Below are 16380 nucleotides of genomic sequence, written 5' to 3'. Positions count from 1 at the left end.
CTTCCTGCGTGCCATCTGCCCGCGGTGTGGGCCGCACGCCTCTCGATGGTCTGAAAAAGATGCTGGATAATAAAGCATGACCCGCTTGACGGCTAGCGCCGTCGGAGACCCTTGCAATGCCTGACCAAGATGTACGCTTGCAACACCTGAAAGTTTGGCTCGATGAGCAGTTGGCAAAGCTGTTTGCCGAACAGGGCTGGGGCACCGTGCCCCCGGCCACGTTGACTGCGGCCAGCAGCGACGCGAGTTTCCGCCGCTACTTCCGCTGGGAGGGCGATGGTCGCAGCTTCGTCGTGATGGACGCGCCGCCGCCCCAGGAAAACTGCAAACCGTTCGTGGATATCGCCTTTTTGCTGGCGAAATCCGGAATAAATGTGCCGAAAATTTATGCCGAAGACCTCGAGCGCGGTTTTCTTTTGCTCAATGACCTGGGCAACAAGACCTATCTCGACGTGATCGATGGCGAAAATGCCGACGCGTTATTCCACGATGCCCTGCAAGCGCTGTTGGCTTTTCAACAGTTGCCGATGGTTGCGCCGTTACCCAGTTACGACGTCGCCTTGTTGCGTCGCGAGCTGGAATTGTTCCCCGAGTGGTACGTCAAGCATGAGCTGGGCATTGAATTCGATGCGGCTCAGCAGCAACAATGGCAGCACATCAGTGAGCTGCTGATCGACAGCGCGCTCGCGCAGCCGAAAGTGCTGGTGCACCGCGACTACATGCCGCGCAACCTGATGCTCAGCGAGCCCAATCCCGGCGTGCTGGATTTCCAGGACGCGGTATACGGCCCGGTGACCTACGACGTGACTTGCCTGTTCAAGGACGCCTTCCTCAGTTGGCCTGAAGAACGCGTGCGCGGCTGGCTGGAAAGTTATTGGCAGCAAGCCTCGGCGCTGGACATCCCAGTGCAGCCCGACTTCGAAGACTTTCTGCGGGCCAGCGACCTGATGGGCGTGCAGCGTCACCTGAAAGTCATCGGCATCTTCGCGCGCATCTGTCATCGCGACGGCAAGCCGCGTTATCTGGCGGACGTGCCGCGCTTCTTCGCTTATATAGAAGCAGTGATCGCGCGCCGCCCTGAACTGGCGGAGCTGCAAGCGCTGTTCAGCAGCTTGCGTGCTGGAGCGACGGCATGAAGGCAATGATTCTGGCCGCAGGCAAAGGCGAGCGCATGCGCCCGCTGACCCTGACCACGCCGAAACCGCTGGTGCGTGCCGCTGGCGTGCCGCTGATCGAGTATCACCTGCGTGCCCTCGCGGCCGCAGGTTTCAACGAAATCGTCATCAACCACGCCTGGCTCGGTCAGCAGATCGAGGATCATCTGGGTAACGGTTCGCGTTTCGGCCTGAGCATCCAGTACTCGCCGGAGGGCGAGCCGCTGGAAACCGGTGGCGGGATTTTCCGCGCGCTGCCGTTGCTCGGTGACGATGCGTTTCTGGTGGTCAACGGTGACATCTGGACCGATTACGACTTCAGTGTGCTGCACCAGCCGATCAATGGCCTGGCGCATCTGGTGCTGGCGGACAATCCGGCGCATCACCCGAACGGCGATTTCACCCTGATCGACGGCCAAGTTCAGGACGGCGAGCCTGATGCAGCGACCCTGACCTACAGCGGTATCGCCGTGCTGCATCCGCAGTTGTTCGACGGTTGCAGCGATGGCGCTTTCAAACTTGCGCCGCTGCTACGCAACGCCATGGCCAACGGTGAAGTAACGGGCGAGCGCCTGAAGGGGCATTGGGTGGATGTCGGTACCCACGAGCGCCTGGCCGAAGCCGAAGCCTTGATAGAAGCGAGTCGCTGAGATGCTGTGGCCAGGGACTCTGATTGGGGCCGGAGTGGGGTATGCGATTGCCAGCATTCCGGGGGCCATGCTTGGGGCGTTGTTGGGGCAGGCGCTGGATCGGCGCTTGCATTTGCAGAGCTGGGGACACTTACGTGAAAAGCTCGGCGGCCGGCCGATGCTGCGCAACGATGAACTGCTGTTCGTGTTGCTCGGGCGTCTGGCCAAGAGTGACGGGCGCGTCACTGACGGGCATATCCAGCAGGCCCGCAATGAAATGCGTGCGCTGGAGATGAGCGAGCCGGCGACTCGACGGGCCATCGCGGCGTTCAATCGCGGCAAGTCCGGCAGCGATAATCTGCGCGGCTATCTGCGCCGGTTAAGTACTCAGCCCCATGCGGCCGAAGGCGTTTTGCGTGCCTGCTGGCGCATGGTCTGGGCCGATGGTCGCGCTGGTGTCAGCGAACGTGAGTTACTGGCGCAGTGGGGCAAATGGCTGGGCTGGACGCCGCAGCAGGTGCAAGCGCTGGCCAGCGATTATGAGCCGGGCAAGCGGCCGATCGTCAGTGCGGCGGTGAGCTATCAGGAGGCGATGAAATTGCTTGGGGTGTCGGCGAGCAGCGAGCCGGCACAGATCAAGCGCGCCTACCGGCGATTGCTCAGTCGCCATCACCCGGACAAGATCGCCGGCAGCGGCGCGACGCCGGCACAGGTGCGTGAGGCGACCGAGCGGACGCGGGAATTGCATAGCGCCTATACGTTGATTCGGGAGCGGCGGGATTTTCGCTAGGCATTGAAGATGTGACGCCTGCAATGGCCCTTCGCGAGCAAGCTCGCTCCCACATTCGACCCGGGTCCTTCAGATAAAACACGGTTAGATGTGGGAGCGAGCTTGCTCGCGAATGGGGCGACTCGGTTATCAGTCAACAGCCTGAGGATTCAACCAGCCCCGCACCCGCCGAAACAATTGTTCCTGCTCAGCCTTCTTGTCCGGCAACACCTTCAGCGCCACCTGGCTGAACGCTGAGGTCTTCAAACGCTTGCTCGCCTGCATGCGTTCCAGCGCCGCGTTTCGATCCAGCGCTTTGTCCATGTAGAAAATATCCACCGTCGGCAGCTTCAGCGTCGGCGTCAGTTCGGCGAGTGGCGGCAGGGCTTTGGCCGGTGCTTGCGCGTCAACCATGACCAGTTTTTCCACCTGAGGCGTTTGTCGCTCGCTGAGAAAACGCGCCGCCCAGTAGGCGCCGGTGCCATGACCGAGCACGACAATGCTGCGCGCGCTTTGCTGTTCGGCGTGGGCAATCGCTGCGTCGATTCGCCCGAAAATGCGATCGGCATCAGCCTTGGCCTGTTCTTCGCTGGTCTCGGCGACCACCTGTTCGGCAACTTCCGCTTCACCGCCAGCGGCTTGTTCGATCGGTTGCGCGGTGGTGGCGTCCTTGCTTGTGGTTTCCGGGGCTTTCGGCGCGGCGGCCGGTTCGATCACGCGCGGGGCGATAGCGTCGCCTTGCAGGTCCGGCAGGGTAATGCTCAGGCTGCTCCACTCGGCATCCGGCAATTTGCGTCGCAACGGGCCGACTGCCTGCGGCCAGTCAGCGGTTTCGCCGGTGCCGGGAACGATGATCACCGCGCCTTTGGGCTCGGCGCTGTTGGCCGGTTTCCACAGGGCGAGGAAGGTGTCGCTGCCAGCCTGCAGTTGTTGCTGCTCTTGCGCCGGCAGTTTACGTTGCAGTGCGGCGGCCTCTTCCTGACTACGCTCAAGCAGTGGCTGGCGCTCGGCCGGTTTTTCTTCGGCGGGTTTATCCGTGGCGGCAGGCGCCGGGTCGGCGGCTTCGACGGAAAACGCACAAGGCAGGATCAGCGACAGGCACAATGCTGGCAGTGCCAGGCGGTAGACAGAGGGCATCGGTTATTCCAGGCCAGAAAGTATCCCGGCAGCCTAATGGGTTGGTCAGAATTTGTCAGTGTATGAGACTTCAATGAAGCGATTTTGCTGCCTGTGGGTTATCGGCTGTTTGTGGTTTCCCTTGATGGGCTGGGCGGCGCCTGCGCCACCGGATCATGCCGCGCAATTGTCGCCAGAGCAGCAGCAATGGCTGGCGCAGCACAACGAATTGCGCGTCGGCCTGGTCTTGCAAGCACCCTACGCAACCTACGATCGGCGCTTGCAGCGATTGTCCGGGGCCAATGTCGAGTTGATGAAACTGCTGGCCAAAACCCTCGGCGTGGAACTGAGCTGGCGTAACTTTCAGGATATCGGGGCATTGGAAAGCGCTTTGCGCGAGGGTGAAATCGACATCGCCCCGGGCCTGAGCCAGACTCCCAGCGCGCTGCGCCTCTGGCAGTTTTCCGACCCGTACATGCGCGTGCCGCAATTGGTGGTCAGCGATCAGAAAAGCAGCGGCGCGGTCGATCTGGAAAAACTCGACAGCCAGACCCGCGTCGCCGTGCGCATGCCGAGCAGCACCGCCGATTACCTGCGCAGCAACTATCCGCACTTGAATCTGCAAGGCGTACCGCTGGAGCGTCAGGCCTTGCAACTGCTGTTGAGTCAGCAAGCCTCCTACGCGGTGGTCGACGAAGCACAGTTGGGCCGGCTGTCGGTGGAGCCGGAATTTGCCGAACTGGTAGTGGTCGGCGATATCGGCCTGCCGCAACTGCTGCGCGTGGCCTCGCGGCGCGATTGGCCGGAACTGGCCGGCATCGTCCAGAGCGCCTTGCGCGCGATCCCGGCCAAGGATCTGGAACAACTGCACAACCAATGGCTGCAGCCGAAATACCCACGGCTGACCGAATCGCCGGGGTTCTGGCAGAACCTCAGTCTGTTGTTCGCGGTGATGCTGCTCAGTTGCGCGGCGATCGTGGTCTGGCAGCGGCGCCAACAGCACAGCCTCGAACAACGCCTGCTCAGCGCCCGCGAAGACATTGCGTTGCGCGCGGCCAGTGAAGAGGCGCTGCGGCTGACACAGTTTTCCATCGACCAAAGCACCGTCGGCATTCTTTGGGTCAATTGGGACAGCCATGTGCGTTACGCCAACCGCGCGGCGGAAAACATGCTCGGCTATCCCTCGGGCGGGCTGATCGAACGGCCGCTGATCGATTTCGAGCCCGGCCTGCACATGGATCGCTGGCTCAATCTGTGGAAGCGTGCACGGGCCAGTGAGGAAGGGCCGCTGAGCTTCGAAACCAGCTGCCTGCGTGCCGATGGCAGCGTGTTGCCGGCTGACGTTTCCCTGAGCTTCCTGCGTTTTCGCGACAGTGAATATCTGGTGGTCTACCTCACCGATGTCACCGACCGTCGCCGTGCGCTCGCCGCGCTGCAGGAAAGCGAGGCGCGTTTGCAAGGCATCGCCGCCAACGTCCCGGGTCTGGTGTTCAGGCTGGAGCGGGCACCGGTCACTGGGCAGATCGACTTTGCCTATATCAGCGAAGGCAGCGAAAGTCTGGTCGGTTATGCGCCGGCAGCCATCGCACATCGCGACATGGGCCTGCGCAGTCTGGTGCACCCCGACGACAAAGCCAGTTATCACCGCACCCAGGATCAGGCGCTGGACACCGACAGCGACTGGTCATGGCAGGGGCGCATCGTCACGCGCCAGGGCGAGCAGCGCTGGGCCGAGATCAAGGCGATCACCCGCCAACTGGAAGATGGCGCTTACGTCTGGGACGGCATCGTCTGGGACATCAGCGAAAGCAAGCGCATCGAGCTTGAGCTGGCGGCCTCGCGCGAGCAACTGCGTGAACTGTCGGCGCACCTGGAGAGCGTGCGCGAAGAAGAGAAGGCGCGCATCGCCCGCGAAGTTCATGATGAGTTGGGACAAATGCTCACCGTGCTGAAACTGGAGACGTCGATGTGCGAACTGGCCTACGCGCAACTCGACCCGGGTCTCAACGAGCGGCTCAACAGCATGAAACGCCTGATCGCGCAGTTGTTTCAGCTGGTGCGCGATGTGGCGACGGCGTTGCGTCCGCCGATTCTTGATGCGGGGATTGCCTCGGCCATCGAGTGGCAGGCTCGGCGTTTCGAGGCGCGCACACAGATACCGTGTCTGGTGCAGGTGCCGGACAACCTGCCGGCGCTCAGCGATGCCAAGGCGGTGGGGCTGTTCCGGATTTTGCAGGAAGCGCTGACCAACGTGATGCGCCATGCTCAGGCGCATACGGTGGAATTGACGCTGGCGCTTGCGGGCGATGAATTGTGTCTGACCGTCAGCGATGATGGCGTAGGATTTGTCGCCGCCGAGGGTCGGCCGACGTCGTTTGGTCTGGTCGGCATGCGTGAGCGAGTGTTGATCATGGGCGGGCGGCTGGAGCTGGTGAGTGAGCCGGGGAGGGCACCAGTCTGGTGGTGCGAGTGCCGGTGCGTGAGGTCTGAAAGTCTGTGGTGTTTGGGCTGACGCTATCGCGAGCAGGCTCACTCCTACAGGGATTGGTGTGTACCTGAAATCTGGAGAAGAACGTGATCCGTGTACTGGTAGCCGAAGACCACACCATCGTCCGTGAAGGCATCAAGCAATTGATCGGCCTGGCCAAGGATCTGCAAGTGGTGGGGGAGGCGAGCAATGGTGAGCAACTGCTGGAGACTCTGCGCAGCGTGCCTTGCGAGGTGGTGTTGCTGGACATCTCCATGCCCGGCGTCAATGGCCTGGAAGCGATCCCGCGTATCCGGGCGCTGAACAATCCGCCGGCGATTCTGGTGCTGTCGATGCACGACGAAGCGCAAATGGCCGCGCGAGCCTTGAAGGTCGGCGCGGCCGGGTATGCGACCAAGGACAGCGACCCGGCGCTGCTGCTCACGGCGATCCGCAAAGTCGCGGCGGGCGGGCGCTACATCGACCCGGAACTGGCCGATCGCATGGTCTTCGAAGTCGGCCTGACTGATACCCGGCCGCTGCATTCGCTGCTGTCGGAACGCGAATTCTCGGTGTTCGAGCGCCTGGCCCAAGGCGCCAACGTCAACGACATCGCCCAGCAACTGGCCTTGAGCAGCAAGACCATCAGCACGCACAAGGCGCGGCTGATGCAGAAGCTCAACATCACCTCGCTGGCCGAGCTGGTGAAATATGCGATGGAGCACAAACTCCTCTAAAAATCACCGCGGTCAAAACTGTGGGAGCGGGCTTGCTCGCGAAAGCGGTGTACCAGTCGCCGAATGAGTTGAATGACCCACCGCATTCGCGAGCAAGCCCGCTCCCACAAGGGATGTGCTTTGAGGCTGGCATCTTGGGCATATCTGTTAGCGACAAACGCTTTTGCCTGTTCTTGCCGCTTGCAGCTTGCCCCTTGCCGCTGCGTTTGCCCAAACGCGCCATCCTTGTAGGGCAATCCCTACCCCAGCCTTCCATTACGCTTAAGCGATTCTCTCCTGCGCCCCGATTTGCGTGGCCGCCGCCAGCCACTAGGCTTGATGAACAAGCAGTCATCAACAACAAAGGTGTGGGTATGAGCCAGGTCGATACAAACGCAGGGACCGGTGATGTGCTGGTCAGCTTTCGTGGTGTGCAGAAGAGCTACGACGGCGAGAACCTGATCGTCAAAGACCTCAACCTGGACATTCGCAAAGGCGAATTCCTCACCCTGCTCGGGCCGTCCGGTTCGGGCAAGACCACCAGCCTGATGATGCTCGCCGGATTCGAGACGCCGACCGCCGGCGAGATTCTGCTGGCCGGGCGTTCGATCAACAACGTGCCGCCGCACAAGCGCGACATCGGCATGGTGTTCCAGAATTACGCGCTGTTCCCGCACATGACCGTTGCCGAAAACCTCGCTTTTCCGCTGTCCGTGCGTGGCCTGAACAAAAGCGACGTCAGCGAGCGGGTGAAGAAAGTCCTCAGCATGGTTCAGCTCGATGCCTTCGCCTCGCGTTATCCGGCGCAGCTGTCCGGTGGTCAGCAGCAGCGTGTGGCACTGGCACGCGCGCTGGTGTTCGAGCCGCAATTGGTGTTGATGGACGAGCCGCTCGGCGCACTCGACAAACAACTGCGTGAACACATGCAGATGGAGATCAAGCACCTGCACCAGCGCCTCGGCGTGACCGTCGTCTACGTGACTCACGACCAAGGCGAAGCGCTGACCATGTCCGACCGCGTCGCGGTGTTCCATCAGGGCGAAATCCAGCAGATCGCCCCGCCGCGCACGCTTTACGAAGAGCCGAAAAACACCTTTGTCGCCAACTTCATCGGCGAGAACAACCGTCTCAACGGCCGCCTGCTCAGCCAGAGCGGCGAGCGTTGCGTGGTCGAACTGGGCCGTGGCGAAAAGGTCGAGGCGCTGGCGGTCAACGTCGGCCAGACCGGCGAGCCAGTGACCCTGTCGATCCGTCCGGAGCGCGTCAGTCTCAACGGTTCGAGCGATCAATGCGTCAACCGCTTCTCAGGGAGGGTGGCGGAATTCATCTATCTGGGCGACCACGTCCGGGTGCGCCTGGAAGTCTGCGGCAAGACCGACTTCTTCGTGAAGCAACCGATTGCCGAGCTCGATCCCGCGCTCGCTGTCGGCGACGTGGTTCCGCTTGGCTGGCAGGTCGAGCACGTTCGCGCGCTTGATCCGCTTTTAGAGGCGCACTAAGCGCCCCGGCAATACCAACACACCAATCCTGCACGTGGAGAGAACAATAAATGTTGAGATCCCTGAAGTTCACCGCCCTGACTCTGGGCCTGATGGGTGCGACCGGCGCGATGGCCGCCGGCCCGGACTTGACCGTGGTGTCGTTTGGCGGGGCGAACAAGGCGGCGCAAGTCAAAGCCTTCTATGCACCGTGGGAAGCGGCGGGTAACGGCAAGATCGTTGCCGGCGAATACAACGGCGAGATGGCCAAGGTCAAAGCCATGGTCGACACCAAGAGCGTGTCCTGGGACCTGGTCGAAGTTGAATCGCCAGAGCTGTCCCGTGGTTGCGACGAAGACATGTTCGAGCAGCTTGATCCTGCGCTGTTCGGCAAGACCGAAGACTACGTCAAAGGCGCCATTCAGCCGTGCGGCGTAGGTTTCTTCGTCTGGTCGACCGTGCTGGCTTACAACGCCGACAAGCTGAAAACCGCACCGACCAGTTGGGCGGATTTCTGGGATACGAAGAAATTCCCGGGCAAGCGCGGCCTGCGCAAAGGCGCCAAGTACACCCTCGAATTCGCGCTGATGGCCGATGGTGTGGCGCCGAAAGACGTCTACAAGGAGCTGGCGAGCAAGGGCGGCCAGGATCGGGCGTTCAAGAAACTCGATGAGCTCAAGCCAAGCATTCAGTGGTGGGAAGCCGGCGCGCAACCGCCGCAATACCTCGCTTCCGGCGACGTGGTAATGAGTTCGGCCTACAACGGTCGCATCGCTGCGGTGCAGAAAGAATCCAACCTGAAAGTCGTGTGGAACGGCGGCATCTACGACTTCGACGCCTGGGCCATCCCGAAAGGCCTGGACGCCAAGCGCGCGGAAGCGGCGAAGAAATTCATCGCCTACTCGGTACAGCCGCAGCAGCAGAAGACCTACTCGGAAAACATCGCCTACGGCCCGGCCAACACCCAGGCTGTGCCGCTGCTGGCCAAGGATGTCCTGAAAGACATGCCGACCACCCCGGAAAACATCGCCAACCAGGTGCAGATCGACGTCAGCTTCTGGGCTGACAACGGCGAGCAACTGGAGCAGCGCTTCAATTCCTGGGCGGCGAAATAACCACTGTTTTACCTGTATGGAGATGGCAAGGGCGCTTTTGTGGCGAGGGGATTTATCCCCGTCGGGTTGCGTAGCAGCCCCGAAGCCATACCCGCTCGGTGGGTCAGGTAAACCGCATTCTCAGGTTTTACGACTGCTGCGCAGCCGAACGGGGATAAATCCCCTCGCCACAAAGGTTCGCTGCCACAGAAAGGCTCGCTCCCACAGGTAGCAGTGTTTCAACGCAACAGAGGTGGTTCGCCACCTCTGTAACGATCAAAGATTTGCGGAGTACGTCATGGCCATCGCCGTTCCCTGAACGAGGGCGCCAGCCCCACCTTGAAGCAGAAGCTCAAGCGCGCCGAGCGGGTCAACCGCTGGAAGGCTCAAGCGCTGATTGCGCCGCTGGTGCTGTTTCTGCTGCTGGTGTTTCTGGTGCCGATCGTGGCGCTGCTCTATAAAAGCGTCGGCAACCCGGAAGTGGTTGGCGGCATGCCGCGCACTGTCACTGCCATCGCCAGTTGGGACGGCCGTGGTCTGCCCGCCGAGCCGGTGTACAAGGCGGCCAGCGAAGACCTCGCCGAAGCCCGCAAAACCAGACGCTGGGCGATCTGTCCAAGCGCTTGAACATGGAGTTGGCCGGCTACCGCAGCCTGCTGACCAAAACCGCCCGGGCGCTGCCGTTCGCCAGCGAACCGGCCTCTTATAAAGAAGCGCTGGAAGCGCTCGACGAACGCTGGGGCGACCCGGCCTACTGGCAAGCGGTGAAACGCAACACCAGCAGCATCACTCCGTATTACCTGCTGGCGGCGGTCGATCACCGTATCGATGATCTCGGCGAACTGGCCCCGGCCACCCCGGATCAAGCGATCTACCTCGACATCTTCGCTCGCACGTTCTGGATGGGCCTGGTCATCACCGTGATCTGCCTGCTGCTCGCCTATCCACTGGCTTATCTGCTGGCGAACCTGCCTTCGCGGCAGAGCAACCTGCTGATGATCCTGGTGCTGCTGCCGTTCTGGACTTCGATTCTGGTGCGGGTCGCAGCGTGGATCGTGCTGCTGCAATCCGGCGGTCTGATCAACAGTGCGCTGCTGGCCATGGGCATCATCGATAAACCGCTGGAACTGGTGTTCAACCGCACCGGCGTTTACATCTCGATGGTGCACATCCTGCTGCCGTTCATGATTCTGCCGATCTACAGCGTGATGAAAGGCATCTCGCCGACCTACATGCGTGCCGCCATTTCCCTCGGCTGCCACCCGTTCGCCAGTTTCTGGCGGGTGTACTTCCCGCAGACCTACGCCGGCGTTGGCGCCGGCTGCCTGTTGGTGTTCATCCTCGCCATCGGCTACTACATCACCCCGGCGCTGCTCGGCAGTCCGAACGACCAAATGGTCAGCTACTTCGTCGCCTTCTACACCAACACCAGCATCAACTGGGGCATGGCCACCGCGCTCGGCGGCTTGCTGTTGCTGGCGACCGTGGTGCTTTATCTGATCTACAGCTGGCTGGTCGGCGCCAGTCGCCTGCGCCTGAGCTAAGGGGAATTTGCGATGCTGAGTCCTTACATGTCGCCCATCGAACGGGTGTGGTTCTACAGCCTGCGGATTCTCTGCGGCCTGATCCTGTTGTTTCTGATCCTGCCGGTGCTGGTGATTATTCCGCTGTCGTTCAACTCGGGGAGTTTTCTGGTCTATCCGCTGCAGGGTTTCTCGCTGCAGTGGTATCACGACTTCTTCGCCTCGGCGGAATGGATGCGCGCACTGAAAAACAGCATCATCGTCGCCCCGGCGGCGACGGTGCTGGCGATGATCTTCGGTACGCTGGCGGCGATCGGCCTGACCCGTGGCGACTTCCCCGGCAAGTCGCTGGTGATGGCGCTGGTGATTTCACCGATGGTGGTGCCGGTGGTGATCATCGGCGTGGCGAGTTATCTGTTCTTCGCGCCGCTGGGGCTGGGCAACAGCTTCTTCTCGCTGATCGTCGTGCATGCGGTATTGGGTGTGCCGTTTGTGATCATCACCGTGTCGGCGACGTTGCAGGGCTTCAATCACAACCTGGTGCGTGCTGCTGCGAGTCTCGGTGCTTCACCACTGACAGCATTCCGCCGGGTGACCTTGCCGCTGATTGCGCCGGGAGTGATTTCCGGGGCGCTGTTTGCCTTTGCGACTTCTTTCGATGAAGTGGTGGTGACGCTGTTCCTTGCCGGGCCCGAGCAGGCGACATTGCCTCGGCAGATGTTCAGCGGGATTCGCGAAAACCTCAGCCCGACGATTGCCGCGGCGGCGACGTTGCTGATTGCCTTCTCGGTGATCTTGCTGCTGACGCTGGAATGGCTGCGCGGGCGCAGCGAGAAACTCCGCACCGCGCAAGTCTGACTTCGAAAGCGGTCAAAAATGTGGGAGCGAGCCTGCTCGCGAAGGCGGTGTGTCAGCTGGCATATCAGTTGAAAGGGCTACCGTATTCGCGAGCACGCTCGCTCCCACAGTTGATCGTGGTCTTCTCGATCTGGCCATTCATAGGGTGAATAGCAGACAACCCCAAATCCCCAGCTAATCTTGTGCCCAGCTCCCACATCTATAAGAGGCTGCGCACCATGAGTCTGTCCCAGTTCAAAATCGCTCACAAACTGATCACCGGCGCCGCAGCCATCGAGCAACTGGCCGCCGAACTCACCCGCCTCGACATCGACAACCCGCTGATCGTCACCGACGCCGCGCTGGTCAAGTCCGGTACTGTCGAGCTGGCGCTGGTGCAACTTGGCGGGCGCGAGTACGAGATTTTCGACCGTGTGCTGCCCGACCCGGAAATCGCCATCGTCGAAGATTGCATGCGTGCCTACCGTGAGGGCGGGCATGACGGTTTGATCGGCCTCGGGGTGGCAGCGCCATCGATATTGCCAAAAGTGTCGCCGCCTACGCCGGTTACCACGGCGCGCTGGAAGATCTGTTCGGCGTCGATCAGGTGCCGCGCAAAGGCCCGCCGCTGATTGCCATTCCGACCACCGCCGGCACTGGCTCTGAAGTCACCAACGTGGCGATTCTTTCGGACAAGGTCGCGCAGTTGAAGAAAGGCATCGTCAGCGACTATCTGCTGCCGGACGTGGCGCTGGTCAGTCCGCAAATGACCCTGACCTGTCCGCGCAGCGTCACCGCCGCCAGTGGTGTCGATGCACTGGTGCACGCCATTGAATCCTATCTGTCGGTGAATGCCTCGCCGATCACCGACTCCTCGCCATTGGCGCGATCAAGTTGATCGCCAGCGCCTTGCCCAAGGCCTACGCCAACGGTGCCAACTTGCAAGCGCGCGAAGACATGGCCACCGCCAGCCTGATGGCCGGCATGGCGTTCGGTAACGCCGGGGTGGGTGCGGTGCATGCGCTGGCGTATCCGCTGGGCGGGCGCTTCAACATTGCCCACGGCGTCAGCAACGCCTTGCTGCTGCCCTATGTGATGACCTGGAACAAAATGGCCTGCGTCGAACGCATGCAGGATATTGCCGAAGCCATGGGCGTGAAGACCGCTCATCTGAGCGCCAGCGAAGCTGCTGACAAAACCGTGCAGGCCATGACCGACCTGTGCGCGGCGGTGGAAATCCCTGCCGGGCTGCGCAGTTTCGGCGTGCCGGAGGAAGCGATCCCGGCGATGGCCGTGGAGGCCGCCGGCATCGAGCGGCTGATGCGCAACAACCCGCGCAAACTCAGCGCCGGCGATATCGAGAAGATCTACCGCGCGGCTTACTGAGGCGCGGTCGCTGAGGGCTCATGGCACAACCCAATCATCCCGGTCACGGTGCGCGCGTGGAAACTTGAGGTATACAATGCGCGCCATCGTGATTTAGCTCAGCACAGGTGCGTCATGCAGCCCTTCGTAATTGCTCCGTCGATCCTCTCCGCCGACTTCGCCCGCCTCGGCGAGGAAGTGGACAACGTTCTCGCCGCCGGCGCCGACTTCGTCCACTTCGATGTCATGGACAACCACTACGTACCGAACCTGACGATCGGCCCGATGGTCTGCGCGGCGCTGCGCAAGTACGGCGTCACCGCGCCGATCGACGCGCACCTGATGGTCAGCCCGGTGGACCGCATCGTCGGCGACTTCATTGAAGCCGGCGCGACCTACATCACCTTCCACCCCGAAGCTACTTTGCACGTCGATCGCTCGCTGCAGCTGATCCGTGAAGGCGGCTGCAAGTCCGGCCTGGTGTTCAATCCGGCGACTCCGCTGGACGTGCTCAAGTACGTGATCGACAAGGTCGACATGGTCCTGCTGATGAGCGTCAACCCGGGCTTCGGCGGGCAGAAGTTCATTCCCGGCACCCTCGACAAGCTGCGTGAAGCGCGCGCCATCATCGATGCCTCGGGCCGCGACATCCGCCTGGAAATCGACGGCGGCGTCAACGTCAACAATATCCGCGAAATCGCCGCTGCCGGCGCTGACACCTTCGTCGCCGGTTCGGCCATTTTCAACGCGCCGAACTATCAGGAAGTCATCGACAAGATGCGTTCCGAACTGGCACTGGCACGCCCATGAGCGGTTTTGAGCAGTTGTTCCCGGGGCAACTGCCACGGTTGGTGATGTTCGATCTGGATGGCACGCTGATCGATTCGGTTCCCGACCTGGCGGCGGCGGTGGACACCATGCTGCTCTCCCTCGGCCGTCCGCCGGCGGGCATCGAAGCAGTGCGCGAATGGGTCGGCAATGGCGCGCCGGTGCTGGTGCGTCGGGCCTTGGCCGGTGGCATCGATCATTCGGCTGTGGATGACGCTGAAGCCGAGCGCGCATTGGAGATTTTCATGGAGGCGTACGGCGCCAGCCATGAGCTGACCGTGGTCTATCCCGGTGTGCGCGACACGCTCAAGTGGCTGCACAAGCAAGGCGTGGCCATGGCGCTGATCACCAACAAGCCCGAGCGCTTCGTCGCGCCGCTGCTCGATCAGATGAAGATCGGTCGCTACTTCAAGTGGATCATCGGCGGCGATACCCTGCCGCAGAAGAAGCCTGACCCGGCAGCACTATTTTTCGTGATGAAAATGGCCAACATTCCGGCCTCGCAATCGTTGTTCGTCGGCGACTCGCGCAGCGATGTGCAAGCGGCGAAAGCGGCGGGGGTCAAATGTGTGGCGCTCAGTTATGGCTACAACCATGGCCGGCCGATTGCCGAGGAATCGCCGGCGCTGGTGATCGACGATTTGCGCAAACTAATTCCCGGTTGCCTGGATCTGGCCGGTGGGATAACGTTGCCCGACGCTGTTCAACCCCTTCTGGAAACGCCATCGTGGTGGTCACCCGCAAACTCTGGATGAAAGTCATCAAGGCCCTGGCCCGTTGGCGTTGGCGCGCCTGACTGATTCTGGCCGGCCCTGCCGGCGCGTTTGCATACCTGACTGATTGCACCTCACACCACGAGGCACCTTATGAATCGCGAAGAATTCCTGCGTCTGGCCGCTGATGGCTATAACCGCATCCCGTTGGCCTGCGAAACCCTGGCCGACTTCGACACGCCGCTGTCGATCTACCTGAAACTGGCCGACCAGCCCAACTCCTACCTGCTCGAATCGGTGCAGGGCGGCGAGAAATGGGGCCGTTACTCGATCATCGGCCTGCCGTGCCGCACTGTGCTGCGGGTGCACGACCATCACGTCAGCATCAGCGTGGATGGCGTCGAGACCGAGAGCCACGAGGTTGAAGACCCGCTGGCGTTCGTCGAAACCTTCAAGGCGCGCTACAACGTGCCGACCATCGCCGGCCTGCCGCGCTTCAACGGTGGTCTGGTCGGCTACTTCGGTTACGACTGTGTACGTTATGTAGAGAAGCGTCTGGGCAAATGCCCGAACCCGGATCCGCTGGGCGTGCCGGACATTCTGCTGATGGTCTCCGACGCCGTGGTGGTGTTCGACAACCTCGCTGGCAAGATGCACGCAATTGTCCTTGCCGACCCTGCGCAAGCCGATGCCTTCGAACAAGGTCAGGCGCGGTTGCAGGAACTGCTCGAGCAACTGCGTCAGCCGATTACCCCGCGTCGTGGCCTGGATTTCAGCAAACAGCAAGCGGCCGATCCGGTGTTTCGTTCCAGTTTCACTCAGGACGATTACGAAAAAGCCGTCGACACCATCAAGGAATACATCCTTGCCGGCGACTGCATGCAAGTGGTGCCGTCGCAGCGTATGTCGATCGACTTCAAGGCTGCGCCGATCGATCTGTACCGCGCGCTGCGGTGCTTCAACCCGACGCCGTACATGTACTTCTTCAACTTCGGCGATTTCCACGTCGTCGGCAGTTCGCCGGAGGTACTGGTGCGCGTCGAAGATAACCTGATCACCGTGCGCCCGATCGCCGGCACGCGCCCACGCGGTGCCACCGAAGAAGCCGATGTGGCGCTGGAGCAGGATCTGCTCTCGGATGACAAGGAGATCGCCGAGCACTTGATGCTGATCGATCTGGGCCGCAACGATACCGGGCGAGTCTCGGAAATCGGTTCGGTGAAGCTCACCGAGAAATGGTCATCGAGCGTTATTCCAATGTGATGCACATCGTCTCCAACGTCACCGGCCAGTTGAAAGAAGGACTGACCGCGATGGACGCACTGCGGGCGATTCTGCCAGCGGGCACCTTGTCGGGCGCGCCGAAGATTCGTGCGATGGAAATCATCGATGAACTGGAGCCGGTCAAGCGTGGCGTGTACGGCGGTGCGGTCGGTTACTTCGCCTGGAACGGCAACATGGACACCGCGATTGCCATTCGCACGGCGGTGATCAAGAACGGTGAATTGCACGTGCAGGCCGGCGGCGGCATCGTCGCCGACTCGGTGCCGGCGCTGGAATGGGAAGAAACCCTGAACAAACGCCGCGCGATGTTCCGCGCCGTGGCGTTGGCCGAGCAGACCCCGGACGCCTGATCCACGCAATTTCCCATGTGGGAGCGAGCCTGCTCGCGAAGAGGTGAGTCAGTCACC

General features: G+C 61.7%; 9 protein-coding genes and 5 pseudogenes. 13 read left to right on the top strand and 1 reads right to left on the bottom strand.

Translation table 11 applies throughout. The annotated features are described in order from the left end of the window. Nucleotides 1–116 precede the first annotated feature (116 nt). From LJU32_01810 to LJU32_01800, 3 genes are read left to right on the top strand one after another with little or no spacing between them, the layout of a single operon-like run. Complete coding sequence (locus LJU32_01810) at nt 117–1136, top strand: phosphotransferase (protein ID WKV89236.1); 1020 nt, start codon at nt 117–119, stop codon at nt 1134–1136. After that, nucleotides 1133–1804, top strand: coding sequence for a nucleotidyltransferase family protein (locus LJU32_01805; GenBank protein ID WKV89235.1), 672 nt, complete (start codon nt 1133–1135; stop codon nt 1802–1804). The genes LJU32_01810 and LJU32_01805 overlap by 4 nt, the downstream gene beginning before the upstream one ends. 1 nt (nt 1805) lies before the next feature. Continuing rightward, complete coding sequence (locus LJU32_01800; protein WKV89234.1) at nt 1806–2573, top strand: TerB family tellurite resistance protein; 768 nt, start codon at nt 1806–1808, stop codon at nt 2571–2573. 129 nt (nt 2574–2702) lie between these two features. Here the strand turns inward: LJU32_01800 and LJU32_01795 are convergent, their stop codons facing one another. Further along, nucleotides 2703–3689 (bottom strand): alpha/beta hydrolase family protein, encoded by a 987-nt coding sequence (locus tag LJU32_01795; GenBank protein WKV89233.1) that lies wholly within the window; start codon nt 3687–3689, stop codon nt 2703–2705. 73 nt (nt 3690–3762) lie between these two features. On the opposite strand from LJU32_01795, the pseudogene LJU32_01790 reads away from it, so the two are divergent. The 10 genes and pseudogenes from LJU32_01790 (at nt 3763) to trpE (ending at nt 16323) form a co-directional block, all read left to right on the top strand. Beyond that, nucleotides 3763–6158: pseudogene (locus LJU32_01790) on the top strand (transporter substrate-binding domain-containing protein). 84 nt (nt 6159–6242) lie between these two features. Next, complete coding sequence (locus LJU32_01785) at nt 6243–6872, top strand: response regulator transcription factor (GenBank protein ID WKV89232.1); 630 nt, start codon at nt 6243–6245, stop codon at nt 6870–6872. 353 nt (nt 6873–7225) lie between these two features. Continuing rightward, nucleotides 7226–8350 (top strand): ABC transporter ATP-binding protein, encoded by a 1125-nt coding sequence (locus LJU32_01780; protein ID WKV89231.1) that lies wholly within the window; start codon nt 7226–7228, stop codon nt 8348–8350. A gap of 50 nt (nt 8351–8400) precedes the next feature. Next, on the top strand, nt 8401–9444 hold the full coding sequence (locus LJU32_01775; GenBank protein ID WKV89230.1) for an ABC transporter substrate-binding protein: 1044 nt from the start codon (nt 8401–8403) through the stop codon (nt 9442–9444). A 277-nt stretch (nt 9445–9721) separates the two neighbouring features. Beyond that, nucleotides 9722–10967: pseudogene (locus LJU32_01770) on the top strand (ABC transporter permease). A gap of 12 nt (nt 10968–10979) precedes the next feature. Beyond that, on the top strand, nt 10980–11804 hold the full coding sequence (locus tag LJU32_01765; protein WKV89229.1) for an ABC transporter permease: 825 nt from the start codon (nt 10980–10982) through the stop codon (nt 11802–11804). 218 nt (nt 11805–12022) lie between these two features. Further along, nucleotides 12023–13169: pseudogene (locus LJU32_01760) on the top strand (iron-containing alcohol dehydrogenase). Nucleotides 13170–13283: 114 nt separating this feature from the next. Further along, nucleotides 13284–13958 carry a ribulose-phosphate 3-epimerase gene (gene rpe, locus LJU32_01755; protein WKV89228.1) on the top strand — a complete coding sequence of 225 codons (675 nt, stop codon included), beginning with the start codon at nt 13284–13286 and terminating at the stop codon, nt 13956–13958. Further along, nucleotides 13955–14772 (top strand): annotated as a pseudogene (locus tag LJU32_01750) (phosphoglycolate phosphatase). Before rpe ends, LJU32_01750 begins: the two are co-directional and overlap by 4 nt. A gap of 70 nt (nt 14773–14842) precedes the next feature. After that, nucleotides 14843–16323: pseudogene (gene trpE, locus LJU32_01745) on the top strand (anthranilate synthase component I). Nucleotides 16324–16380 lie beyond the last annotated feature (57 nt).

Source organism: Pseudomonas sp. B21_DOA, from assembly GCA_030544685.1.
GTDB classification, from domain to species: Bacteria; Pseudomonadota; Gammaproteobacteria; order Pseudomonadales; family Pseudomonadaceae; genus Aquipseudomonas; species Aquipseudomonas fluorescens_AO.
This window is presented reverse-complemented; position numbering and strand designations above follow the sequence as displayed.